Raw genomic sequence first — 25,169 nt, forward strand, 5'->3', positions numbered from 1 at the left:
CGCTCCTTCCCTAGCAGGCGATATGCAACCGCCCGCCCTAGTCGAAAAAGAAAAGCGGGACCCGCCGAGGAATCGGCAGGCCCCGCTTGTACATTGTATCTCGAAAGGAGATAAAACCTTAGCGCTTGGAGAACTGGGGAGCGCGGCGGGCCTTCTTGAGGCCGTACTTCTTGCGCTCGACCACGCGAGCATCGCGCGTAAGGAAACCGGCCTTCTTGAGGTCAGCACGGTAGTCGCCAGCGTTCAGAAGAGCGCGAGCGATGCCCAGGCGCAGAGCGCCGGACTGACCGGAGATGCCGCCGCCATCGCACAGAGCGATAACGTCGAACTGACCGGCGGTGTCGGTCACCTTGAAGGGAGCAAGGGCGTTCTCAACGAGCTGATGACGGCCGAAATACTGCTCGGCGTCACGCTTGTTGATGGTCACCTTGCCGGTGCCGGGGACGAGACGGACGCGGGCGACGGCGTTCTTACGACGGCCGGTACCCTGGTAGACAACGGTGTTCTCAGCCATCTTTAAGCCTCCAGCTCAATCTTCGTGGGGTTCTGGGCAGCATGCGGATGCTCGGCACCAGCGTAGACCTTAAGCTTGGTCATCTGGGCACGGCCGAGGGTGGTCTTGGGCAGCATACCGCGAACGGCGCGCTCGATGACCTTCTCCGGGTGCTTCTCCATAGCCTGGCGGAAGCTCTCAGCCTTGAGGCCGCCGTTGTAGCCGCTGTGGCGATAATAGGTCTTCGTGTCGGCCTTGTTACCGGTAAGCTGGACCTTATCGGCGTTGATGACGACAACGAAGTCGCCGCAGTCGCTGTTGGGCGTGAACTGGGGCTTGTTCTTACCGCGCAGGATCATTGCGATCTGGGTGGCAAGACGGCCCAGGACAGCACCATCGGCGTCGACGAGAACCCAGTTGCGCTGGACCTCGCCCTGCTTGGCGTAGTGAGTCGATTTCGAAATCACTTAGACTCCTCCATGTACAGTACGTGTTGTTACAGAGATTCACGGGGCTCTGCAAGTAACCCGTCCATATTACCCCGCTCGCCGTACGAGTCAACAGGTATTTTGGCTCCGACCAGAGTTTCTGCACATGTCATCCACGAGCCGTGATTTTCCAGCTCTTTAGCTGTTGTCATTTTTTGAGGGTTCGCCGTCGCTAGCGTTCAACGAACTCTTGGATTTCCGCGAGCAGGCTCTTTGCCTCCTGACGGCCCTGGATATACAGGTCCAAAAGCTTTGCCGGATCGTGCTCGACATGGCCGACCTCGACCGGCTTTTGCGGAGCGACGACCAACGCACGGCCCTCGCGCTCATACTTCCACAGATGCATGCGCTGAATGTTATAGCGGTCGTGGCGCGTCTCGATAGCCTCGAGCAGATAGGGGTAGTCGGCATAACGGGCGCGCGCGGCGGGCATAAACTCGTAGGGCTTTTTCTCGTACGAGCGGTCCTGCGTGACGATGACGACCGCGCGATCGAAGCCCGCCTCCTCCAGCACGTGCTCGATGGGGACCGAATCGGCTACGCCGCCGTCGACGTATTTGTGCCCGTCAATCTCGACAGGCGGCGTCACCAGCGGCAGCGACGTCGAGGCGCGCACGGCGTAGAGGTCGAGCACGGCGCTTTTGACCGGCAGGTACGCGGCGGTTCCAAAGAGCATGTCCGTCACGACGGCGTACATCTCGATGGGGCTCGCGTCGAACGTCTCGTTGTCAAAGGGATCCAGGCGGTCCTGGACATCGTTGAAGATAAAGTCGTAGCCGACGATGGAGCCCGTGGACGCAAACGATGCGGCGCCCATGAAGCGGTTGTCGTTGCAGAAAGCCAGGTTGATGCGGTTGGCACGGCCAATCTGGTGCGACTTGTAGTTCACGCCGTTGAGGGCGCCGGCCGACACGCCATATACCGCCGGAATCTCGACACCGGCCTCCATGAGAACGTCGAGCACGCCTGCGGTAAATTGCCCGCGAAAGCTGCCGCCCTCCAAAACGAGCGCGACCTTGCCAGCATTTTTCGCCTTATCTTCTGCAGTCATGTTGACCTCCTGCTGTTTCGTTTTGGCTTTCTTCTACCCAGTTTTGGGATGGCGAGAGCGCAGGTTTTTCGAGGCGGCAGGTGAAGCGGAAAGTGTGTCCCAGTTTGAGGCGAGATTCCGGGACGGATTTTCCGCTAGCCATTCATTTGGAAACTGCATCCCATTCCGAACGAGGATTCCGGGATGTACTTTCCGCTTGAGCTGCCATTGGGAAAGCATATCCCACTCTACGGCTCGATTCCGGGTCGCAGTTTCCGCTTGAGGCATCATCCGGAAACTACGTCCCAGTCTGAGCGCGGATTCCGGGACGTACTTTCCGCCTGGGCTGCCATCGGGAAAGCGTGTCCCACCTGCGCTGCTGCGACGTTTTCTTTACGCCCGCACCCTGCATAGAGTTCGATTCTCCGCGGTTTGGGGCTTGCGTTGGCGCGGGGCATGGGCAGCCGGAGCTTAATCGGCATCGCATCTATATCTGGTCGCGACTTTGCGCGGAGAATCCGCGTGTTCGCTTCGCGAACCCGCACCGGCTTCGGCCGCCTGCCGGCGTCCTCGCCCGCGGGCTAAAAACGCTTACGCGTTTTCTTTACGCTCGCGCCCTGCATAGAGTTCGATTCTCCGCGGTACGGACTAGAAATAAAAAGGCAGGTAGATACGAATATCTACCTGCCTGTTACTTATGGTGGAGGCGCGGAGAATCGAACTCCGGTCCACGAAAGCCCCCTGATTGGCATCTCCAAGCTCAGTCGCTGGTTTAGTCTCGGACGCTTTGCGCGCAGCGACACGCTCGCGGCGTCCTAACCGGTTCGGTCTTAGCCCGCGCCATACCGATTACGTGCGCAGGAGCATTCCCCTAAAATGACGTCGCGCCGGTGTCGGGGAAATCACCGGGTTGACGCGCCGCTATAAACTAAGCAGCGAGAGCCATAGGCTCAAAAGAAGAGTTGTTGTCAATTCAATTTGACGGTACCCCTGTTTAGCGAGGCGAGGAGACCTCGGCTTGCTTCCTCTCTCAGAGCTATCGTGTCGAAACCAGTCGCCCCCGAATGTCGGGAAAGTCTGGATGGCATTGGGCACGAGCACCCAACACCCGTCGACTTTTCAAGGAACATGCGGGGCGAGCCCCGCTTGTGGAGTGTTATCTTACCACGTTCTGAAAGCGGACAGCTGTTCTATGCACGAGCTGTGAAGACCTCAATGTGCGCAGCACTTCACACTTTTGCTACCGATCGCGTCACGTATTTTTTCGCCAAGCAAAATTGACCCGTCGAAAGGACCGTTATGGATACCAAGCAGCAACTCGTCAATGCCCTCGCAGGCCTGGGCTCAACCATTACCGAAGCTATGGATGTCATCGAAGGCTTTGTCCCCTGCGGACATCCCGCCCTCACAGTATCGAACGCACTCGTCGCGCTGGACGCTGACGATGATGCAGCTCTCGCCCAGCAGCTTGAGACCGTCAAGGACTTTATCGACCACGTGAGCGAAAACCGCGGCGTGACCGCCTACCACGGCATCGAGGTCGAGCTCGCGGGTCCCAAAGCCGATCTGTTCGCAGCAATCCGCGAGGTAGGCGCCCTTATGCAGACCGCAGGCGTCAAGAACACCCAGGTCAACGAGTGGGTCTACCGCAGTCTGGCAGTACTCGACAGCTCCGACGAAAAGGCAGCCGAGCAGCTCGCAGAAAGTCCCGCCATTAAGGCCGAGCTTTTGTAAATAGCAGACGCGGGTCCCTTGGCGCATCGTCGTCCAAGAGGCCCGCAAACAGTTCGCGTCAACCGATAGCCGCGCCGCCGCGTTCGGCCAAAGCAAGAATCGGCATCATTTGGCGAGGTGTCTTTGCCGCAAGATCGGCATGTTCGAGCAGCTTGAGATCGTTAGTCACCAAGTAATCGACCTGTGCGCGCTTGCACGCGGCGAGCACCAAGTTGTCCTCGTAATCGCGATGGAGCGCTAAGTATTTGTCGGCCAGCCAAAGGTCCGACGCATCTGCACCCACGGCCGCGGCGTTTTCGGTCATGTTTCGAACAAACGCCAACGCCGCATCGCCAATTGCGCGGGCAGATGCCTCGTCGAGCGTTCCCCCGCTGGCAAGAACGCTACGCTTCAGCTCGTGTTGGACAACGTACAGTACGTCCTTAGCGATATGCACCGGGAAGAACAGCAACGCCCCCGTCTCCGTCGCCTGCCCAATAAACGCACGCGCGGCAAGCGACTCGGCATGGTCGACGCAAAACGAATCAACCCATACGTTGGCGTCCACCATTATTTTGAGAGGAGCCCCGTTCACAGGATCATCCCCTTTTGGCGATAGCGCTCGTCCATGGCTTCGGAATAGATTACGCCCCAATCGCGATCGTCGGATACGGGCGACGTAGCGATGCCCAGGTCCGCGTAAAGCTGATCCGCCGCCGCCCATGATGCGGCGAACGGAGTATCGTGCGCGACGGTCTGCTGCCGGTCGTCGACGGCCGCAAGCACTTCTTCACACTGCCCGCCACCCTGTGCGACTTTGGCCACGACCTTTTTGATGAGCTCGGGCAGCGAGGCGCCCGAAAGCCGCAGCGCCTCCTCGGCACGGTTCTTGACCTGGCGATCCACGCGAACGTTCACCTGCGCCATGCCACTAACAGCACCCACGTTGAACCCCTCTCTTCAATTGCTAGCTTTGCTAGCAATACTATATAGAGAAGCTAGCAAATGGTCAAATGCAAAAGGGCTGCGCCCAGACGGCACCGATGCCGTCTGGGCGCAGGCCAGATAACGTGGGCGAACACGCCTGCTAGCGCAGATATGCCTTCGCGTTGCCCAGGCTGTAGGCGATCGTTGAGCCGTTGTGCAGCAGTGACGACGTCTGCGGGGTAATCGCGCCGGTAATGCCGAGCGCCAAAAGCGCCGAGTTCGTGAGCATCACCTTGGAATACGAACTCGTCAGACGGTCGATAAGCCCCTGACTCATGCGGCGCAGGCGCACGATCGCGGCCAGATCCGTATCGGTCAGGATGATATCGGCGACCTCCTTGGCGATGTCGCTTCCGCCACCCATCGCCAGGCCCACGTCGGCCAAACCGAGCGCCGGCGAATCGTTGACGCCGTCGCCCACCATGGCAACGTGGCGCCCCTCGCTCTTAATGCGCTCCACATAAGCGTACTTATCCTCGGGCAGCAGCTCGGCCTTAAACTCGTCGACCCCCGCCTCTCGCGCAATGCGCTCGGCCGTGCGTTCGGAGTCGCCCGTAAGCATAACGACATGTTTGACGCCCAGCGCATGCAGATCGGCGATGGCCTCGCGCACTCCGGGCTTGAGCGGATCCTCGATGCCGAGCACGCCCACGACCGTGCCGTCGACCGCCAGGTACAGCGGCGACAAGCCCTGCATCTGGGACTCGATGCGCTCCTTGATGTCGGATTCGAGCTGCGCGCCCTCATCCTCAAATACAAAGTGCGCGGAACCGATGATGGCGCGACGCCCTTCGATGGACGAAGCGATACCGTGTGCCACGATGTACTCGACGGCGGCGTGGCGCTCGCGATGCTCGAGCCCACGCTCGCGGGCGGCGTTGACCACGGCACGTGCCACCGGATGCGGAAAATGCTCCTCCAAGCAAGCGGAAAGGCGCAGGATCTCGTCCTCGCTCCAGCCATCGGTGGTGAGTACGCAGGCAAGACGCGGCTGCGCCTCGGTGAGCGTGCCGGTCTTATCAAACACGATGGTGTCGGCCTTGGCAAACGCCTCAAAGTACTTCGCGCCCTTGACCATAACGCCCATCTTGGCGGCATCGCTCATGGCGGTCATGACGGCGACCGAACCCGTGAGCTTGAGTGCGCACGAGTAGTCGACCATCAGCGCCGCTGAGGTCTTGATAAGGCTGCGGGTGGTAAGCGCAACCAGGCCCGCGAGCAGGAAGTTCCACGGGACAATCTTGTTGGCGAGGTCCTCCATATGCGACTGGCCCTCGGACTTGAGTGAATCGGCCGTCTGCACGAGCGAGACGATCGAGCGGAGCTTGGTCTGAGCCGTGTTGGCGCGCACGCGCACCAAGATGCTGCCGTCTTCCACGACGGTCCCGGCGAACACGTCGTCGCCCACGCTGCGCTCAACGGCAAGCGGCTCGCCGGTCAGGGTCGCCTGGTTGACCATGGCGCTCCCCTGCTCGACAACACCGTCGATGCAAATGGACATGCCAGTGCGCACGGCGACCAAATCGCCGGGTTCAAGCTCGGTGGCGGCAACGCTTACCTCGGTGTCGCCGACGACCTTCTGCGCCTTGTCGGGCACATCGAGCAGCGAGTTGATGAGCTCGTTTTCGCTCATGGCGCGGGTGTAGTCCTCGAGCAGCTCGCCCACGTTGAGCAGGAACATCGTCTGGCCCGCGGTGTCGACATCACGTTTGACGAACGAAATGCCGATGGCCGAAGCGTCAAGCACAGGAACGGTTAGGCGCGGCTGCGCCAGCTCATGAAGGGCAGCGCGCAAAAATGCCATGTAACCGGCCACGACAAAGATAGCACGCAGCGGCGTCGGCAAGAACCAGCGGCGCGCGTAGTGGGCGCCGATAAGTGTGGCAAGATCCATGACGAGCTTGTGCTTGCGCGGCTCGAGTTGCATCACGTAGCCCGACTTGGCATCGGCGATAGCTTGAGCATCGAGTGCGCCCAGGGCGTCGAGCACGCTCGCGCGGCGCGGCTCGTCGTACTCCAGCGCCATCTGGCCAATACGGCCATAAACGCGCACCTTGTGCACGCCGTCGATATCGCCGCTGAGCTTAAGAAGTGCATCGAGATCGCTCTCTGGCACAGGACCCGCCAATTGAAGACGGGTCCTGCCGGGGATCTCGCTGATAATCGAGAATCTCATAGTTTGTGCCTGGGAGCGTTACTCAGCTGCCTCGTCAGCAGCGGCCTCGCTCTGGGTGATGTAGGCAGCCTCGGCAACCATGTCATCGACATTGGCCTTGGCCTGCTCGACCATGTCCTGGTAGCCGTTCTTGATGCGCATGCCGCACGCGATACCCTGCACGCAGGCATTCTTGACCGGAGCGCTGGTAAGCAGCTTGATGCCGGCCGTGCCAAGCAGAAAACCGCCACCGACAAGCAGGGTGTTAAACGTCGACTTCTTCATGTTGCTTCTCCCTTTTGCCGCATTTGACGCGGCACGGTGCCTCAGCACCCGAGTAAACAAGTTTGCTCGAGCACACTTTTGGAAAATAGTTTAGTTTATCTAACTATTGAGGTCAACAAAGGTTAACTTTTTGGAAATCTTGGGGCGCGATGTAACCAAGAGGACCGCCCCTGCGCCACATCCACAAAAAATGAGGGCGCCAACGGCACCCTCATTCACTCTATTCCATTCAGCCTACCTGACCCGAACGGCCGAGTCGTCACGGAACCGAGGGGCCGGGCGCAGGGCCTTGCCTCTCAATGAGTTCCGCACGAACAGGAGGCGCCAGTGGCGCCTCCGTCGTGAGTCAGGACTGTCCGAAATTGAGAGGCAAGGCCCTGCGCCCGGCCCCTCGGTTCCCGCTTACGAGAGCGACGTTCTCAGCAACTCGTTGAAGAGCTTCGGGTTGCCCTTGCCGCGGCTCGCCTTCATGCACTGGCCCACCAAAAAGCCGATGACCTTCTGGTTGCCGTCACGATACTGTTGCGCCTGATCGGCACAGTTTGCCAGCACCTCGTCCACGATCGGCTGCAGCGCGCCGGCATCGCTCACCTGACGCATACCGCGCTCGTCGACGATCTTGTTGGGATCGTCGCCGGTCTGGGCCATGGCCTCAAAGACCTCGTGCGCCTGGTTGGAGCTGATGGCATCGGTCGCCAGCAGCTTAGCCAGCGCTGCCACCTGAGCCGGCGCGATGCCGGACTCGGCGAGCGACACGCCTGCGCCCTTAAGGTAGGCGATCATCTCGTTCACCAGCAGGTTTGCGACCGTCTGGGCCTCCTTGCCGGCCATACCGGCAGCAGCGGCCTCAAAGAAGTCAGCAAACTCGGGGTCGCCGGCGATCTGCTCGGCATCGGCCGCCTTAATACCAAAATCGGCCTCAAAACGGGCACGCTTGGCATCGGGCAGCTCGGGAATCTCGCCACGGCAGCGGTCGATGAACTCGTCGTCCAGGTCGAACGGCGCCAGATCGGGATCGGGGAACAGGCGATAGTCGTCAGCCGTCTCCTTGACACGCATGACCACGGTGCGCTTGCGGCTGGGCTCCCAGTGGCGGGTCTCCTGATAGATGATGCCGCCCTCCTCGAGCACCTCGGCCTGACGGCAGATCTCGTAGGCAAGGCCGTCGTGCAGGCTCTTAAACGAGTTGAGGTTCTTGAGCTCGGTCTTGGTGCCCAGCTTGGTCTCGCCGCGGCGACGCAGCGACACGTTGCCGTCGCAGCGCATGGAACCCTTCTCCATGGAGCAGTCCGAAATGCCCAGCGTCACAAAGATGCGACGGAGCTTTTCCATAAACAGACGCGCTTCCTCGGGCGTGCGCAGATCGGGCTCGGTGACGAGCTCAATCAGCGGCGTGCCGCAGCGGTTGTAGTCGACGAGCGACTCGGCCGCGGCGGTAATGCGGCCCTCGGCACCGCCCACGTGCACCATCTTGGCAGCGTCCTCCTCCATGTGGATGCGCAGGATGCGGATGGGCACCGTGTAGGAACCGTCCTCGCGACGCTCGGGCATCTGCAGGCTGGACGCGTCGTAGCTGGCCAGGTGGCCGGCACGCTGGTTGCCCTCGCGCATGGTCGACGTCATGGACGTAGACAGGCCCTCGGCGTTGGCCGAAGCGCTCGCCAGACTCTGGGCCTCGGCCTCGCCAAACGCGCAGTCGGGGCGCTCGGCGGCACCGCGACCGGTCACATCCAGATCCAGGTGACCGTACATGGCAAAGGCGACCGGACCCTGCGTGGTCTGGAAGTTCTTGGCCATATCGGGATAGAAGTAGTGCTTGCGGTAGAACATCGAGTGGCGCTGAATCTCGCAATTGGTGGCGAGACCTGCCTTGACGATGCTCTCGATGGCGCGCTTGTTGGGCACCGGCAGGGCGCCGGGCAGGCCCAGGCACACCGGGCACACGTTGGCGTTGGGCTCGTCATCGTGGCTGAGCTTGCAGTTGCAAAACATCTTGGTATCGAGTGCGGTGAGCTCGGTATGGATCTCCAGGCCGATCACGGCCTCCCAATCCTGCAGGACCTCGGAAAGCTCCTTCATTACAGCTCGCCTCCCTTCCCGGCAAAATCGGGCGCGACAGAAAGCGCGGGCGCACCCGTGGCGGCATCGGCAAAGCCGCGCTCCAGGGCGCGGGCAAACGTGAGCAGCTGACGGTCCTTAAACGCCGGACCAACCAGTTGGGCAGAAACGGGCAGCTGAGTGTCCTCGCCCAGGCCCAGCGGCACCGAGATACCACCGTTGCCGCAAATGTTGAGCGAGATGGTATACAGGTCGGAGAGGTACATCTGCGTGGGGTCGCTGATCTCGCCAAACTTAAAGGCCGTGCGCGGCGAGGCGGGCATGAGGATGGTGTCCACCTTGGCATACGCGGCGTCGTAGTCCTGCGTGATGAGCGTGCGGGCCTTTTGCGCGGCGTAGTAGTACTTGTCGTACACGCCCGAGCTCAGCAGGTAGGCGCCGAGCATCTGACGGCGCTTTGCCTCGGCACCAAAGCCGTGGGCGCGCGAGAGCGAGCTCTGGTCGGACAGGTTGGCGCAGCCCTCCTCCTGGTAGCCGTAGCGAATGCCGTCAAAGCGGGCCAAGTTGGAGAACGCCTCGGCCGGGCCGATGACGTAGTAGGCGGCGATGGCGGCGTCCAGGTGCGGCAGGTCGACCTCGACCAGCTCGGCGCCCTGGTTCTGCAGCTCCTGGGCGGCGCGCTGAACAGCGGCCTTGACCTCGGACGTCAGGCCCTCGGCCTCCATAAACGCGGGGATGATGCCCACGCGCTTGCCCTCGATGCTGTCGTTGAGATGCTCGGTAAAGTCGACGGCGCAATCCTGGCTGGTGCAGTCGTACGGATCGTGGCCCGCGCCGGTAAGCGCGTTCATGGCCAGCGCGACATCCTCGACCGTACGGCCAAAGGGGCCCACCTGGTCGAGCGACGAGCCAAAGGCAACCACGCCGTAACGGCTCACGGCGCCATACGTGGGCTTAATGCCCACCACGCCGCACAGCGACGCCGGCTGGCGAATGGAGCCGCCGGTGTCCGAGCCCAGCGAGAGCGCGACCTCGCCCGCGGCGACGGCTGCAGCGGAGCCGCCCGAAGAGCCGCCGGGCACGCGCTCGGTATCCCAGGGGTTGTTGGTGCGGTGGAACGCCGAGCTCTCAGTGGAGCTGCCAAAGGCAAACTCGTCCATGTTGGCCTTGCCCATGGGCAGACAGCCGGCATCGAGCATGCGCTGGACGCAGGTGGCAGTGTAGACGCTCTGGTAGTTCTCGAGCATATGGGAAGCGCAGGTGGTGCGCGTGCCCACGAGGTTCATGTTGTCCTTAATGGCCAGCGGCACGCCCGCGAGCGGGGGCAGCGGCTTGCCTGCGGCACGGTCGGCATCCACGCGCGCAGCGGCCTCGAGCGCAAGCTCGGGCGCCACCTGTAGGAATGCCTGGACCCCGCCCTCGCGCGCCTCGATGGCGGCAAGGGAGGCCTGAGCCACCTCGGTAGCGGTAAAGTCGCCGGCGGAAACGCCCGCGGCGATCTGGGCGGCGGTAAGGGAATCGAAGCTCTGCGCCATTACTCGCTCTCCCCCTCTCCCAAAATGGACGGCACGCGGAAGTAGCGGTCGCGCGCGCTGCCGGCGTTTTCGAGCGCAACGTCGAGCGGCAGGTCGCGCTCGGGCTCGCGCAGGTCGTCGCCCATCACGTTGGACAGGCTTCCGATAGGATGGAACGTGGGCTCCACGTCGGGCAAGTCATATTGCAGGACGGGCTCGAGCATCTGGACGGCGTCGTTCATGTAGGACGTCATCTGGGTGAGCTCGTCATCGGTCAGTGCGATCTTTGCATACTCGGCGATGCCGCGCACGTCTTTCTCGCTGAGTGCCATAGGCGCTCCCTTCCGCATAACAGGTAAACCGCTCTAGTATACAAGGCAACGCCACTTGGAGCAGGTGCTTTACCCAAATGCAGCGAAAACGTAACGAGGACGGCGGACTGGCAGGCGGCGGGCTGACGGTTCTGCAGCGAAACCGCACCGTCCATAGCAAAAACCGTCTCGTCCACAACGAGAACCGTCGCGCCCGCAGCGAAAAGCATCACAACATTCGGCATTGTTCGTCCAAATCGCGATTTTCATCGAATGTTGTGATGGTTTGGAAGCCCCGACCACCACAAAGGCGCCTGTCCCCATTGTGGTGGTTCTGGAGAATGCCCTATGCCGAGGCCTTGCCCTTGCGGCGCTTGCGGACCGCGTGGATCACGATGTCCAGCAGCAACAGCACAATGGCCACGACTACGATGAGCACAGCAAACTCACGCTTGCCCCAGTGGCGGCCGGCCAGCGACTTTTGCTTGTCGACGTCCTTCTTGCTGTACTTGGTGCGCACGCAATGCACCAGCAGGCGATGGTCGTTCACGCCGTAGGGCGTGCAGGTGACGAGCGTCACCTTGTCGGCACCGGGCTCGATGGTCAGCGACTCCATCTCCTCGGGCAGCACCACCTCGGAGTCCACCATCTTGTAGGCGAGCGTCTTGTTCATGGTGTGCAGCAGCACCAGGTCGCCGGGCTCCAGCGAGTGAATGTCGTCGAACATGCTCAGGTTGCGCATGCCCGAGTGCGCGGTAAGCACGCAATGCGTCGAGGTGCCGCCCACCGGCAGGCTCGTGCCCTCCAGGTGGCCGACGCCCGCCATGAGGACTTCTTCGCTCGTGCCGTGGTAGATGGGCATGCTCACGTCGATGGAGGGAATCTCGACCCAGCTCATCATGGGGTCGCGGTCAAAAATGAGCTGCTGGGCGTAGGGCTCGATCTGGTCGGCGGGGAGCTCGGTGGCCTCGCCCGCCAGCTGCTCGTTAAAGGAGCGCGCCTGGAGCAGGATGCGCTCGCGCTCCTCGGCAGATAGTGCGTCCACGGTGCTGGACACGGTGCTGATCTGGTTGAACACGCCCGAGGCCTCGAGCCGGTCCAAGATCCACGGCCAGGTCATAAGGCCCACGCCAATAAGGATGATGACGATAGTGATGAGCCGATCGGCCCAGCGCGGCAGCCGTTTGCGACGACGCTTGGGCTTGGGCTGAGGTTTGGGCTGAGGGCTTGAGCCACCGTTGGCCGCGGCGTTATTGCTCTTCATATGTTTGGCGCCCTGCACCATCGCCGGTCACTCCTCTACAACTCAAGTTGTCTAAACAAATAATAGCCGATTAGCGAGTCCTAAGTGCCACCACTCGGACAATGGAGTCAGGCCGCATTGCCCGCACAACGTAACCCCCGCTCAACCAATTAAGCCATATGTCGCTTTCATCGTCTCGAGCAGCTGTATCATCGTCACGCCCGCAACCCCGATCTGCTTCAGATTGATGTCACTCGCCTCACAGTCTTTAACAAACGCAAGCATATCGTCCTTGAGTTCTTCGACCAGGTTGATGCCTGCCGACTCGCCAAGCAGCTGAGCAAGCCTCAGCGCATCGCGTTTATGCTTTTTGACCTTCCTCGAGTCAACGTTCTCCCCGGCTTCCCTTCTAGCTTTTAGGTCGAGATACGCCTTCGCTTTGAACGGGACAATGTATTCCGTATCCAGGACCGAAACACCGTCTACGGTCCGAATTCCCTGAAGAAACAAGCTGTAGTAGGCATCGTCCAACAAAATAGCCGAAAGACTGCTTATGTTTTCATCAACGTGAATTGGCACCACATCAACCCCCTCACGACCCTTTAGAAAGTCGGGACACTTCGCGAAGAGCTCGATCATATGGGGATAACCCGGCCTCTTTGGCTCCGTAAACCGATAAAAACACGAGGCTTTACTTTCGCCCCAACCGCAGCGGTAGCCGCCATCACGCACCAAGGTCCATATGGCTTCGGCTGCCTGAGGCAGCCGATCGTCGGCGACAATGACTACATCAAAATCGTGGGTCGCCCTAAACGAAAGTCCTGCCTCCGCGAGCAAAATGTCGCATGCTGTGCCGCCGATAAGGGCATACGACCCTTCAGCTTCCTGCATATGCTGCCGAAATACTTGGAGACCTTCTACAGCGCTTCCTGCCATGGATATTCCTTTCCAAACATGCGATCGACTTCGAGCTGAATTCGTTCATCGTCGATTGCCGCCAAAGATAGCGCAAGTGAAATGTCGTCGATACGGGAGGAGTCGGCAAACACGGGCGCATAGCGCCACACTTGGATCATCGCCGTTTCGTTGTCTGGCAGTTCCCCTTCCGCGACTTCAAGGTCACGCAGCTCACGCCATGCACTTCTTAAGACAGCCTTTTGCTCCATGCTCGGCGCAGCGAGCATCGAACGCGCAGCGAGCGCCGTCTCACCAGCGTCAGTGAGACGGTCGATCCGTGGTGCCTTCCTTGCAAAAACAACCTTCGAGACGGGTGAGGAGAGCTCCGCCATGTGCTCACTGAGCAGAAGATCCACGGCCACGGGAAACACAATGACACGCCGTTCGCGCCGCTCGCGCCTTGCGAGTCCCCTGTCTACAAGCTCGGTTATGGCCTCGCTCGCGCGGCTTGCCGAAATCCCAAGCGCACGACAAAGGTCATCGGAATGATATGACTCCTGCCCTGCCCCCCAGATTGCGGCAGCCTGCGCGTTGGGTGACATCTTGGTCGCGCGATTATGAAATCTAGTGCCGCCCCTCTCCGTGCAGGCCGCGCCCATAAATGGAAGAAAGGCCTGTCTACCAGAGCAAACAAAGGGGATTCCTTGTGCGACCAATGCCTTGCGTTGGCGCGCATCGGCATCAAGAAACGAAACGACGACAGGAGCCTCCGCACGCAAGGCTAACTGGCTATAGACTCTCTTAGCCTCGGGAAGTCCTACGCCAGCAGGCAAACTTGCAAGCAAAAAAGAAAAACCATTTGCGTCAACGGCGCGGACCTCAATCGACCGTAGATGCAGTGGCAAGTGTGCGGATCCAGGCCAAGTTTTAGCCTTGGCGGAGAGGCCTAGTGCTTCTTGTAAGTAGGTAAGCGCTTCGTTCATTTCCATCTTTTTCGCTTAGTTCCAGTTAATATTGGAATTATACATAATTTTCGGAAATAACGAAATTTCTATCAGGTATGGACCCGCATTTGAGTTTTCAAAATATCTCGAATCAACTGAGCGATTCGGGATACAATGTTTATAGAAAACGACGCATCCCGCGTAAGTGTTAAGGAGCGCGGGCAGCCTAGTTTTCTAACGTGTTAAACGGCCGGGCTGCAACCCCGGCCGTTTTTATTTGCGCTTGCGGCGCAAACGCCGAGAACCGTCCGCACCGCGCGTGCGCCTACGGACCTTAAACCGAACCTCATACGAGTCAAAAAACGCGATGACGAACGAGCCCACCGCTGCAAGGGCGGCGAGCACGTTAAGGAATTTCAGCATTTGGGGACCTCCGATCGAGTCGTCGGCCGCCCGCGCACGGGATGCGTCGCAAGGGTATTTTACTGCGAGCGCACGCGTTTGCGCCTGGTGAACGCGATTTTGACAAACATTTGTTCGATAGTTACACACACGATCCCTCGAACGGCGGAACCTGGCCGCGTCGTCCGGGTTTGCCCGACGTATTTGAGTTTTCAAAATGTCCCGAATCGGCGGGGCGATTCGGGATACGATGTCTATAGGAAACGACGCGCCCCGCGTAAGTGTTCGAAAGCGAGGGCGACCAGTTTCCGGTGTTGTTAAATGCCCGGACTCCGAACCACGGGCATTCTAATCTTGCACGCGCGGCGCAAATGCCTTCTACCGTCCGCACCGCGCGTGCGCCTACGGACCTTAAACCGAACCTCATACGAGTCAAAAAACGCGATGACGGATGAGTCCGCATCGGACGGTAGAGGCTGCCTGCGTTGTCCAAAAAGAACGGGGCAAACTCCAGCGCGGAGTCTGCCCCGAAAAGAGAATGGCAAAGCAAGAACGTGGATGGACGAGAAAAGTGTCCGCAAGTCTCATGGCCATCACATCCCACCTGCCAAAGGGATGGGTGAGTGAGCGTTACTCCTGCTCGGACTCCTCAGCCTGCTTACGGCTGCGGATGAGGTGCGCCACGCCGATGCACAGCACCGCGCCACCAGCGATCCAAGTGAAGGTCACGCCGTTAAGACCGGTGAGCGGGAGGCCGGTGCCCTTCTGGTCGACGATGGTGAAGCTGAGCTTACCGGTAGATACGGCGGCAGAATCGGCCTTTACAACACCATCAGCAGCAGTAACGTTGGCAAAATCCTTGTCGGGAGTCACCGCGGAGCCATCCTGCTGAAGCGTGCCGCGAGCAATGGTAAACTTGACACCTTCGGAAGCGGAGTTATTGTAGCCAGGAGCAGGCTTAACCTCCTTGAGGAAATAAGTGCCCTCATCGAGACCGACAACGTTGATCTTGCCTTCGCCCGTCGTCTTGAGCGTGGCATCCTTGGCGTCGTTGTGCTTTACACCCTTGGCGTCGATGAATTGGTTCTCAGGGTTGCCGTCAACAACCTCCTGCAAGGTGAACTCAACATCTTTGAGCTGCTTGAGGTTATCGTCTCCATCCTTGTCACTACCGACCTTGGTAACGTCGATGCCATAGGTGTAGTCGTAGGCGGGATGCACGACTGTAGTGCCTTTGTCTCCTTCAGAGTCAGAGTGAGGGTTATTGGAATAGGTCAGAGTAACGGTGTTCTCCTGGGCTATACCGAGTATATCGGCGTTAACCTTAGTATGGTCGAGCTTTGCCTGATAGTTCACATAGATTTTGGAGCTACCGCTAACGGTAATAGCCTCATCCTTGTCAGATTTAATTTCTCCCTTAAGGTTGTCAAAGGAAACAACGAGCTCATTCTTTCCTTGATCAGTGACGTAATTCACAGTGTAGTAGTCTGGCTTGACCGTGGCATCGTCAATCTTGACCTTAACAGCAGGTTTGCCGCCGGAGAGCACGGGCACCATCGTAGAAGGCAGGTCATCAGTAAAGGTATAGCTGTACTGTTCGTAAGTATTGATATTGCTGGCCACGGTACCTGCAAGCTGGTACTCAACCGGCTGGTCGGATGCAGAGTCCGCAACCCTATTGGGCGCCGTAAAGACATCAGGAGTAGAACCCTCGGGAACAAGTGCGCTCGAATCCACAAAGCTCCCATTGTTGTCGTCCTTTACGGCCTTGGTCACAGTGGGGACCTGCTTCTTGGGAGCAATGGTCTCAGCAGAACCGCCAACAACGACGAAAATGGGCGAAGTGAAGGTATCGGTGTCGCGCTTGGGTGGATTAGTGCTAGCGCTGACGTTTTTAGTCACGAAGAGCCAGTAGCCGGTATTCAGACCAGTGAAGGTGCCACCGGTGCTCGTTTTGCACTCATCCGTCCCTTCAGTGATATTGGCGTCCTCCAGTGCCTTGGCGATCTTGTCGAGAGTCGTTCCGGCATCGAGCTTAGTAGTCTTGTCTGTACCTGACTTGTAATCACCTTCGGTTTTTGATTTAAGCCAGTCGGCCCACTTCTGAGCATCATTGTCGAAGGGCTTTGTAACGTCGCTAGTATCGGCAGCAAATGCCCCGATCACAGCATCCCTAACGGCATCTGACGCCCACTCAATGTCGGAAAGCGTCTTAGCGCCATTCCAGTTGTTAACGCCTTTCAAATCCTGCGTGACCTTGGCCTTGAAAATCTGGATACCCTTAAAGGTTGTATCCGTATAGGTCTCCTCGTCAATCTTTACATTGCCATCCGAAGCCACCGTTGGCGTGCCATCAGCAAACGCCATGGTCACCGGGGCCATGACACCGCCGAAGCTCAGCGCTGCTGTGAGGCCGGCGGTTACTGCCAGGCGTGCGATGTTCTTGCTCATGCTCATCTTCTTTTCCTCCGTTTTCCGTTTGGTTCTCATTCGATCGGTCATCATCTGTCTGTGTCTTAGCATCTGCTTCGCTACGTCTCGCCCCGCTCCCTGTGGGGCTGCCAGCTACTCTTTATGGCTGCCACCTCCCCGCTTGACCAGGAGCGCGACCACGATGAGCGCGGCTCCGGCGACCGCTGCGGCGGCCGCGGCGTACATTGCCATATCGCCAGTCGAGGGCATAAAGCCTCCGGTGGTAATGCTAGGGGGTGTGCCGGTGGGCGTGTTGATGAGCGACGCCTCCAGGCTGCCCGTCGACCCGTCCGCGCTGTCGGCGCGCAGGGGCGACTCGGCCGTGATGGTGAGTTTGGGCTTGGCGGCGGCCACCTGGTCGACGTCCAGGCCCTCGGCCTTGACCGTCACGGAGCGCGTGCCCTCAAAGGCGGTGTAGCCCTTGGGCGCCTTGAGCTCGCGGACCTCCAGCTTGCCCGAGTCCACGCCCGAGACGGTCACGCGGCCGTCCTCGCCCGTGGTGACGGTGGGCTTGCCCTCTGCATCCCACGTGCCGTCAGCCGCTAGCGTGCGGCCGCGGTCGTCGGCGATGCTCAGGACCGCCCCGGCAAGCGGCTTGTCGCCGTCGCTGCCGCGCTTGGTGAGCGCGAGATCCCAGGTGTAGGCACACGCATCGTCGCTCGGCGTGCGGGTGAAGCCGGCGTCGCCGGACTGGTCGGCAAAGGGAGAGCGCGGGTAGCGCAGGTAGACCTCGTTGGGGTTGCCCTTCGCGATGCCGTGGTTGCACGCGCTGTTGAGCGGCGCGTTGTACACGGCGACCACGCGGGCGCCCGCGGTAAAGGCGCCTGCCCCGCCGAGCACGGCGATGAGGTCGCCGGTGCGCACGGTGAAGGTCCTGCCGTCGGCCGCTACCTTGGTGGCGCACTGGGCCGTGATGTCGGTCCAGCCCTTCGCGGGCTCGGTGCCGGCGCGACCGTCCTTACCGGCCGAGACGGCGTCAAAGCCGCCGTCCGCGCCCGCCGCCACGTACACGCGCATGCTCGCGGCCACCTTGGAGGGGTCGAGCCCCGCGCTCATGGTGTCGACGAACCGCACCGCGTAGGTGTCGTAGGCGGTAAGACCCGCCGGGACCATGGCAGAGAGGCGCCAGTACAGGTCGTCGGCGACCGTGGCGTCGGCGGCCTTCTGCCATGCGGCGGCGCTGTCCTCCAGCACGTGCTTGGCGACCTTGGGGGTCGCGGCCTTGGGCTTGACGGTGACGGCGCTGCCGCCCACCAGGGCCATGATCGGCGCGGTGCCGGCTTCGTTCTGGGAAATAGCGGCGTCGTCGGCGACGATGAGCCAGTAGCCACAGGACAGCTCGGCCGCCGTGCCCGCGTTAAGGGCCACAAACTCGGCGCCAGAGCTCTGGAGGGAACGAGCGAGCTGTGCGCTCAGCGCGCTCGTAAGGTGGGAATCGGTGTTGAGCCACTCGGCAGCTTCCTGCGCGGTAGTCTGGGAATTGGACATGCCGGCGCTGTGCAGCACGGGCAGCGCGACGTCGCGCACGGCGTCGCTTGCCCAGGCGAGCTCGGTGGCGATCTTGGCGTCGCTGTCGCCGTCGACGACGTTGGCGCTAAAGATCTGATGGGCGTCGTAGCTGCTCGCCACGGTGCCGCTCACCGTGATGGAACCGGTCGAGGTCGGCGCGGCCTGCGCGGATGCGGGGAACACAACCGCGCAGGTGCCGATCAGGAGGGCAAGCAGCGCAAACAAGATCGGGAAGGAGCAAACTTTCTTATTCACGACGCTCGCCTCCCTTCGCATTCGCCTTGCGACGAATGTGCATCCAGGCCGCAGCAGCGCAAAGCACCGCCGCGCCGGCAAGGTACGTCAGAGTGACGCCCGACATACCAGAAAGGGGCAAAGAGGTGGAGTAGGTGTTGGTGAAGACCGGAACGCTCTGTTCCTTGCCAGTGGCCTCGTCCTTGGCTGGAACGTAGATGACCGCATTTTGCTCGTTCTCGGGGATGTCCTTGCCATCGGCATTGACGATCTTGGTGTACTTCACATCGCACTTGATCGTCTTATCAGACTGATCAGTTGCGTTGACCGTAATCTTGTAGACCGACTTGTCGAACTTGTAGTGCGAGAACAGCGAACTGTTCTCTTTCTCGTGCACATAGTACGTGAAGGTCTTGGAAGCGCCACGGCCCGTGGGATCCGTGCCCTTGGCGAGATCGGCAAGTGTGTACGTAATCTCATCGACGAAGCGCAGGGTCTGAGGATTGCGGCCACCGGCAGTGGTCAAGACGGTCTTGACGCTGTCGCCCGTAAAGCTCTCGTTATCCGCAAACTCGAGCGTGAACTCCTTCATCTCGCCACCCTCAACGACCTTAGTCGCCTCAGGAGTCCAAGAGCCGCTGGAGGTATAGGGCACGATTCTGTTGGTAAAGGTCGGGCTATGACTGCCACCGATAGTAACCGTAGCCGTTGTTTTGTCCTCTGAGTACCCAACGGAATAGTCTCCGAGACCAAGTGATTCGAAGCTCTTATCGTCCTCGGCCTTTTTATAGACGACTACCGTTTTTACCTTGTAATATTTAATCGTGAACCCCATGAGCGTTTCAGAGTGGGATGCATCGTCCTCAACTGTTGCCTCGATCTTGTAAATTGTCTTATCGAATTTGGTGTCTGATTCGTTTTGGCCGCTGATGGGTTCCTCAACGAGATAGAAAACGTATTGCCCTGAAGAATAGTCCTTGCCAGAGTCGAAGGTGATACTGCCGTTTGATTGATCAACAGTCGCCTCACCCGCACCACTGCACTCGCCCATATCTAACGTGCCGTCATCTTTCCAAGAAGGTGCCTTGGTACCGTTAACCTCCTGGCGCAGCAGCTGAAACTTGTACTCGTGCCCATTAAGGGGTTGTTTGTCTCCCTTTGCATTCACAAGCGCCTTAGTGGCCTCGAGTTTCATGCTCGGGTAAACCCTCAGATCACTGACCTCGCCAACGACAAGATCGCCGTTGGTCATGATGCCGCCACCGTGGGTGTAGGAGTAGTTGCCACTGATGATGGTCGTAGCATCTCTCTGCGCATCACTTTTAGCCGCATCGGAGGGATGGGCCTCAAGACCAAACATGTACTTGGCCTCGGCACCGCCATTAGGATCGATGGTAATCTTCTGGCGATCACAGGTACCCTTCCAGCCAGCAGAGCCACCGCCGAGCATCTTGCCGAGAACGACTGCGACCGTCTTAGTGCTGTCGTCCTTGCGCACGAGGAAGAAATCCTTGTGGCCTTCGTCTTTGAAGGTTGGGGTAATGTAGTTAGAATCGCTGTCCTCGTTCTTGCTATTACCTCCGGCAGACATGTGATCATTATAACCATGATCCGTATTGTTGTAGATTGCGGCACCATTTGAGTGCGAGACAATCGTCTCTCCCGTGGGGCAGGCACTGATGCCACCACCCCAGCCGCCGGCATCATTTTGAGTGATTAGCGTCTTTACGATATTGAGCTTGCCGCCCTGCTGGATAAAGACGCCACCGCCGCCCCAGTCGCCACCACGGTCTTTAGTGCTGCCCGTCATGGTCTTGTTGTTGGTGATGTAAATCTTGCCAGTATCTCCAGCGTTAATTCTCGCGATCGTACCAGTTCCATTGGCTCCAGCAATACGCAAGCCGCCGCCTTCGCCGTTAACAGATTCGTTGCCCGCAATCGTGCCGCCTGTCATGGTAAACGTAATCGCCTTGCCCCAGAAGCCAGCGTAGATTCCGCCACCAGCCTCTTTGGAGTAGTTGGCCGTAACAGAACCGCCCGTCATATTCAGTGTGCCACCATCGACAGAAGCAATACCGCCGCCGCCGAGCAGACCAAGGTTGAACTTTTCAGTGATATAGGAGTCGACGCGGTTGTTGGTAATATTTGCCGGATCAACGATTTCAACATTAGCATTTTTGGTAAAGACACCGCCGCCATAGCCATTATTGGGATTGTCGACGTCGTTATAGGGATTCCCATACGTAGCGTTGCCAGAGATAACACCGCCTAAAAATTTCAGCTTGGCGCCCTTGTCAGCATAGATGCCACCACCAGAAGCAGCCTTGTTTGCAGCGATTACGCCGTTGGTCATTTTGAGCTCGGCTTTTGCGCCCGTCACGCACAGGCCACCGCCCCAGCCGCCGCCGCTACCGTTGGTGACATACCCGCCAGAAATATTGACAGTGCCCCGAGAGAAAATAACGTGACCGTCGTAGCCCAGGGTACGAGGCGTTGTGATCATGCCACTCTTAAGGTTGAGCGTGCCCCCTTGCTCAACAGAAATGACTCGATTTACATAGCCCTTTTTGCATGCAACGATAGCGCCGAAATCCTTAACAGTGTGCAGGTAGGTCTTTTCGCTAGTACCAAGATCGTTAGGCGTGCTGTTAGGCGTGCTTTCAGTTACGTAGTATGTGAGTTGTTGTGGAACACTTTCACCCTCGACGAACTGCATCTGTGCTGGCTGACCAGATTCAGCACTGGGAGCTTCAGTCGGCGAGTCATTCGCCGCACCTTCAACAGTTAGCGTAAAGCCACTACTAATTGTGATAAATGTACAAACAGAATTTCTGTCGTCCTTGTTAATGTTACCGTTGCTGTAATAAAGCTTATGACCCGCAAGGTCGATCGTAGTATTTTGACTGATAGTGATTGACTCACTTGAACTAATGTCAGCCGCAAGACGTAGTTTGTCGGGTTTAGTCGACGCGTGAAGGTACGCTGCCAGGTCTTCGTCACTCTTCAGCAGCGTGTACCCATCCGAATCTCGTTGAAGTTCCTGATCCACACCTTCATTTGCAACAGTAGCGACCTTAGAGACAGACTGTCCATCGTCCGCGGGCTGCGCAGCGCTCTCGGCTCCCGTGTCATCGGCAGACGAATCCGCTGCAGCGGCATCTTCTCCTTCGCCACCCTCAGCGTCGTCACTATTCTGGTTTTCGGTATCCCCGTTTTTGGTGTTTTCTACATCAGTAGACTCAGTTGAGGAACCACCCGCCGTCACAGTTTCCTCGGTAGAAGCTGCCTCGGCATCGTTGGCAATGGCCTGCGAGATCGGAGGCATGACGAGCGACAGCACCAGGCTCAAAACGGATGCTCCGCACAAAACGCCTGCCAATACACGGCGCGTCGCTTTATTACTCTGCTTAGATTTGTCTGAATTTGCTTTCATCGATGTCTCCTCCCCAAGAGACCGCAATCTTGCTCTTTCACTATCAAGCGTATCTGCGCAACCTGTAATTGCGCACACTTAGTAACGAATACTGTAACGATTGTTTGAACATCTTGGCAAAATGACCGATAGTTTTTTAGCGAATTGTCAATTCTCTTGACATTTGCTCAGATTTACCTTCGTTTATTCGCTATCTATTTTTTGTTTCTACTGGTAATTTAGTTGCCATCATTTTTTTAATGGCATTAGATTAATTTGCACAAATTTTTGCTCAAGAGCAAGCATCCCGCTCACGGTCGAAAATCGACTGTGAGCAGTAGGTCATTAACCGGAAGGAATATCCTACCAAACTGATGAGAATATCTTTAACCCATCGGTGGTGAGAAGCATGATGTTCAGCCAACAATGTTTGAATTTTCACACAGATTTTAGGCATCAATTCGCCCAAATCGCCCGAGACCACCACAAAGGCGCCTGTCCCCTTTGTGGTGGTTCTCCCCCGGCGCTACAGCAGATGTTCCTCGATAAAGATCGCGATGCCGTCTTCGTCGTTGCTCGCGGTTACAAAATCGGCAGCGGCACGGGTGGCGTCGCTGCCATTTGCCATGGCCACGCCCACGCCGGCGTCGGCCACCATGCAGGTGTCGTTGTCCGCATCGCCAAACACGCAGATGTTCTGGAACTCCATGCCGTTGAGCTCCGCCACGCGCACAAGGCCGCGCGTCTTGGACACGCGCGGATCCATGAACTCGTAGAGCCGCTGCGTGGTTTGCAGAGCCGCCGCCTTAACAGTGTCATCGGCAAACGTCGACGCCCGCTCAATCACCTGCGGCATCACCTCGGGCGCCATGGTAAACATCACCTTGGGCTGCGGCTCGCGCAAAAACTCGGCAAAATCGACCACCTGGTAGGGCACGCCGTCGACGCGCGACAGGTGCTCGACGCACGCGTTGCTCTCGGGCACGTAGAACACGCCGTCTCGGGGGCAGACGGGCGTTGCCGGAAGGCCCTCCATGTGCTTGCAAATGCGCGCAATGGTCTCGCCCGGCAGCGGGTAGCTCAGCTCGTTGATGTCGTGTGCACGGTCGATGACCTCGGCGCCGCCGCAGCCCACGAGCACGTCCACCAGGCCTTCGATACCCCAGAGCTCGTACATGGCCTCGGTCGCGCGGGCGTCGCGCCCGGTGCACAGGCCAAAGAGCACGCCGCGCTCGCGCAGTGCGCGAATCGCCGCCACGGTGCGCGGGGACACCGTGTGCTGGCTCGTGAGCAGCGTGCCGTCGATATCGCAGAACACGGCTTTGATGTGGCTGAAGGTGACGTCCATGGGGGCCTTTCTGGGTTGTGCGGCGGTGCTGAATGAGGTCGGAAATGGTGTACATGGTATACCAAGGCGCGCACGGGGCGCTTTGGCGCAAAACCACCACAAAGGTGCCTGGTCCCTTTGTGGTGGCCGAACCCGAAGGGTGGCCTGGCCGGAACGCAAACCATCACAACATTCGACGTTTTTCGGCAAAATCGCGATTTTTATCGAATGTTGTGATGGTTTTTACCGTCTCGCGGCACGATCAAAATGCCGGCGTCCAAACAGCAGCAACGCCGCGGGAACCGCCGTCACGACCATGCCCGCACCAACGAGCGTCTGCTGCACGCCAAACGTCGCCGCCAGCCACGGGGCAATCGCCAGCGGGGCCACGCCGGCGAACATGTTGCCAAAACCCATGACCGAGTTGACGCGACCGAGCTGCTCGAGAGGAGACGTCGTTTGCACGATGGTGTTGTGGAGCGGATTGACGACTCCCCAGGCCATACCCAGGGCAATCTGGCCGACAAGGGCCACGCCTACGTACGGCGTCCCCACATAGAGCAGGCTTCCCAGCCCCACGGACATGAGTGCCACGAGCAGCGTTTTGAGGCTGACGAAGCGTGGCGGCAAGCGGAGCGCAACCACGGCGCCCAGCACCGCACCCACGCCAGATGCCGACGAGAGCCAGCCCATCCATTCGACACCGACATGCAGAACATCGCGGTAGAAGAACGACTCCAGCGGATCGAAAGCTCCATAGCCAAAGTTCGAAAGGAAAATAATGCAGAACAGCAGGGCGAGGACGCTGTTGGTAAAGACCGTCTTGATGCTGGTCGCGAAGGTGACGCGGGCGGATTTACTGGAGTCGGAGCTTTGACTGGCAGTACTTGCCGTTGTGCTGCTATCCGCGGGAGTACTTTCGCGTGCGGCGACGCGACCTGCTTGCGGCCTAAATCCCCAACCGGCGACGAGCGCCGGTACGGTAAAGATCATCATGAGCACGAACACTGCGCGTGACGATGCAGCCGCCGCGACAAAGCCGCCTAATGTAGGCCCAACGATGATGCTCACGTTGGAGAACATGGTGATGGTGGAGTTGATGTCTTTGAGCTCGACGGGGTCGTCGGTGAGGTAGGCAGGATAGGATGTGGCGATGGGCTGGGCGAACCCCATCACAAAGCCCAGGAACACCGCGCCGGCAAGGACTGTTCCGGTCGCGCTGCCAAAGGCGATGATTGCCGTGCCGGTTGCCAACGTGCCGACGATACTCGCCCGGAAATGCCGGCACGGACCCCAAGCGTCAAGCGCCGCTCCGCCCGCAAAGGATCCCAGGATCACAAATACATTCATAAACAGGACGGCCAGCGATGTCGCGACGACCGAAGCGCCGTCCGCATAGGTGAGCGTTCCGATGACGCCGATAAAGTAGCTGGTCTGGAAACCGGTGTAGATGAGAAAGCGCATCGCCACCAGGCGCTTGGCCTGCACGGAAAGCGATGATTGAGGCTTTGAGAAAAGAGGGGCGAGCATGGAGACTCCTTGTTTCATACGAATGCGGACGGCGGGCATTCGGCACCGTCTGTCAAATCAATCTATCCGCATGAAACATTAAGGACGCATCAAGCCCCTTCTCTCCGTTTTTCGCCCGTCATGAACTTCTTGTCAGATTGTAAGGCATGTCCCACACATCTATCA

At 59.1% G+C, this 25,169-nt stretch carries 19 protein-coding genes and 1 other RNA gene; 1 reads left to right on the plus strand and 19 read right to left on the minus strand.

What is annotated here, in order from left to right; all coding sequences use genetic code 11:
- Nucleotides 1-118: 118 nt before the first annotated feature.
- The 4 genes from rpsI to ssrA all read right to left on the minus strand — a co-directional run bounded on the left by rpsI (nt 119) and on the right by ssrA (nt 3,073).
- The gene (gene rpsI / locus I4W07_RS06245; protein WP_022094634.1) at nt 119-514 is read right to left on the minus strand and encodes a 30S ribosomal protein S9; all 396 of its coding nucleotides are present in this window, start codon (nt 512-514) and stop codon (nt 119-121) included.
- 2 nt (nt 515-516) lie between these two features.
- Nucleotides 517-960 carry a 50S ribosomal protein L13 gene (gene rplM / locus I4W07_RS06250; RefSeq protein WP_022094635.1) on the minus strand — a complete coding sequence of 148 codons (444 nt, stop codon included), beginning with the start codon at nt 958-960 and terminating at the stop codon, nt 517-519.
- Nucleotides 961-1,153: 193 nt separating this feature from the next.
- Nucleotides 1,154-2,032: a patatin-like phospholipase family protein gene (locus I4W07_RS06255; RefSeq protein ID WP_196025981.1), complete on the minus strand. Its 879-nt coding sequence runs from the start codon at nt 2,030-2,032 to the stop codon at nt 1,154-1,156.
- A gap of 677 nt (nt 2,033-2,709) precedes the next feature.
- Nucleotides 2,710-3,073: a transfer-messenger RNA gene (gene ssrA / locus I4W07_RS06260) on the minus strand.
- A gap of 237 nt (nt 3,074-3,310) precedes the next feature.
- Here ssrA and I4W07_RS06265 point away from each other — a divergent pair.
- Nucleotides 3,311-3,745, plus strand: a complete 435-nt coding sequence (locus I4W07_RS06265) for a hypothetical protein (RefSeq protein WP_196025982.1) — start codon at nt 3,311-3,313, stop codon at nt 3,743-3,745.
- 58 nt (nt 3,746-3,803) lie between these two features.
- Here the strand turns inward: I4W07_RS06265 and I4W07_RS06270 are convergent, their stop codons facing one another.
- The 15 genes from I4W07_RS06270 to I4W07_RS06340 form a co-directional block, all read right to left on the minus strand.
- Nucleotides 3,804-4,319, minus strand: coding sequence for a type II toxin-antitoxin system VapC family toxin (locus tag I4W07_RS06270; protein ID WP_196025983.1), 516 nt, complete (start codon nt 4,317-4,319; stop codon nt 3,804-3,806).
- Nucleotides 4,316-4,669: a hypothetical protein gene (locus I4W07_RS06275; RefSeq protein ID WP_196025984.1), complete on the minus strand. Its 354-nt coding sequence runs from the start codon at nt 4,667-4,669 to the stop codon at nt 4,316-4,318. The genes I4W07_RS06270 and I4W07_RS06275 overlap by 4 nt, the downstream gene beginning before the upstream one ends.
- 142 nt (nt 4,670-4,811) lie before the next feature.
- Nucleotides 4,812-6,827: a heavy metal translocating P-type ATPase gene (locus tag I4W07_RS06280; protein ID WP_271739766.1), complete on the minus strand. Its 2,016-nt coding sequence runs from the start codon at nt 6,825-6,827 to the stop codon at nt 4,812-4,814.
- 78 nt (nt 6,828-6,905) lie between these two features.
- Nucleotides 6,906-7,151, minus strand: a complete 246-nt coding sequence (locus tag I4W07_RS06285) for a DUF6110 family protein (protein ID WP_055250999.1) — start codon at nt 7,149-7,151, stop codon at nt 6,906-6,908.
- A gap of 402 nt (nt 7,152-7,553) precedes the next feature.
- Entirely contained in the window at nt 7,554-9,230 is a 1,677-nt protein-coding gene (gene gatB / locus I4W07_RS06290; protein ID WP_196025986.1) for an Asp-tRNA(Asn)/Glu-tRNA(Gln) amidotransferase subunit GatB, read from the minus strand.
- Nucleotides 9,230-10,744, minus strand: coding sequence for an Asp-tRNA(Asn)/Glu-tRNA(Gln) amidotransferase subunit GatA (gene gatA / locus I4W07_RS06295; protein ID WP_196025987.1), 1,515 nt, complete (start codon nt 10,742-10,744; stop codon nt 9,230-9,232). Before gatA ends, gatB begins: the two co-directional genes overlap by 1 nt.
- Complete coding sequence (gatC, locus tag I4W07_RS06300) at nt 10,744-11,055, minus strand: Asp-tRNA(Asn)/Glu-tRNA(Gln) amidotransferase subunit GatC (RefSeq protein ID WP_055250987.1); 312 nt, start codon at nt 11,053-11,055, stop codon at nt 10,744-10,746. Before gatC ends, gatA begins: the two co-directional genes overlap by 1 nt.
- A 325-nt stretch (nt 11,056-11,380) precedes the next feature.
- Nucleotides 11,381-12,298: a class C sortase gene (locus tag I4W07_RS06305; protein WP_196025988.1), complete on the minus strand. Its 918-nt coding sequence runs from the start codon at nt 12,296-12,298 to the stop codon at nt 11,381-11,383.
- A 141-nt stretch (nt 12,299-12,439) separates the two neighbouring features.
- Entirely contained in the window at nt 12,440-13,213 is a 774-nt protein-coding gene (locus I4W07_RS06310; protein WP_196025989.1) for a hypothetical protein, read from the minus strand.
- Nucleotides 13,195-14,157 carry a hypothetical protein gene (locus I4W07_RS06315; protein WP_196025990.1) on the minus strand — a complete coding sequence of 321 codons (963 nt, stop codon included), beginning with the start codon at nt 14,155-14,157 and terminating at the stop codon, nt 13,195-13,197. Before I4W07_RS06315 ends, I4W07_RS06310 begins: the two co-directional genes overlap by 19 nt.
- A 993-nt stretch (nt 14,158-15,150) precedes the next feature.
- Nucleotides 15,151-16,971: a SpaA isopeptide-forming pilin-related protein gene (locus I4W07_RS06320; RefSeq protein WP_196025991.1), complete on the minus strand. Its 1,821-nt coding sequence runs from the start codon at nt 16,969-16,971 to the stop codon at nt 15,151-15,153.
- Nucleotides 16,972-17,085: 114 nt separating this feature from the next.
- A complete protein-coding gene (locus I4W07_RS06325) occupies nt 17,086-18,756 on the minus strand; it encodes a SpaA isopeptide-forming pilin-related protein (RefSeq protein WP_196025992.1) in 1,671 nt (556 codons plus the stop codon).
- Nucleotides 18,749-22,168, minus strand: coding sequence for a Spy0128 family protein (locus tag I4W07_RS06330; RefSeq protein ID WP_196025993.1), 3,420 nt, complete (start codon nt 22,166-22,168; stop codon nt 18,749-18,751). Before I4W07_RS06330 ends, I4W07_RS06325 begins: the two co-directional genes overlap by 8 nt.
- Nucleotides 22,169-22,673: 505 nt before the next feature.
- Nucleotides 22,674-23,495 (minus strand): HAD family hydrolase, encoded by an 822-nt coding sequence (locus I4W07_RS06335; RefSeq protein WP_196025994.1) that lies wholly within the window; start codon nt 23,493-23,495, stop codon nt 22,674-22,676.
- A 222-nt stretch (nt 23,496-23,717) separates the two neighbouring features.
- A complete protein-coding gene (locus tag I4W07_RS06340; protein ID WP_196025995.1) occupies nt 23,718-25,004 on the minus strand; it encodes an MFS transporter in 1,287 nt (428 codons plus the stop codon).
- Nucleotides 25,005-25,169 lie beyond the last annotated feature (165 nt).

The organism is Collinsella aerofaciens, from assembly GCF_015670745.1.
Taxonomy (GTDB): Bacteria; Actinomycetota; Coriobacteriia; order Coriobacteriales; family Coriobacteriaceae; genus Collinsella; species Collinsella aerofaciens_T.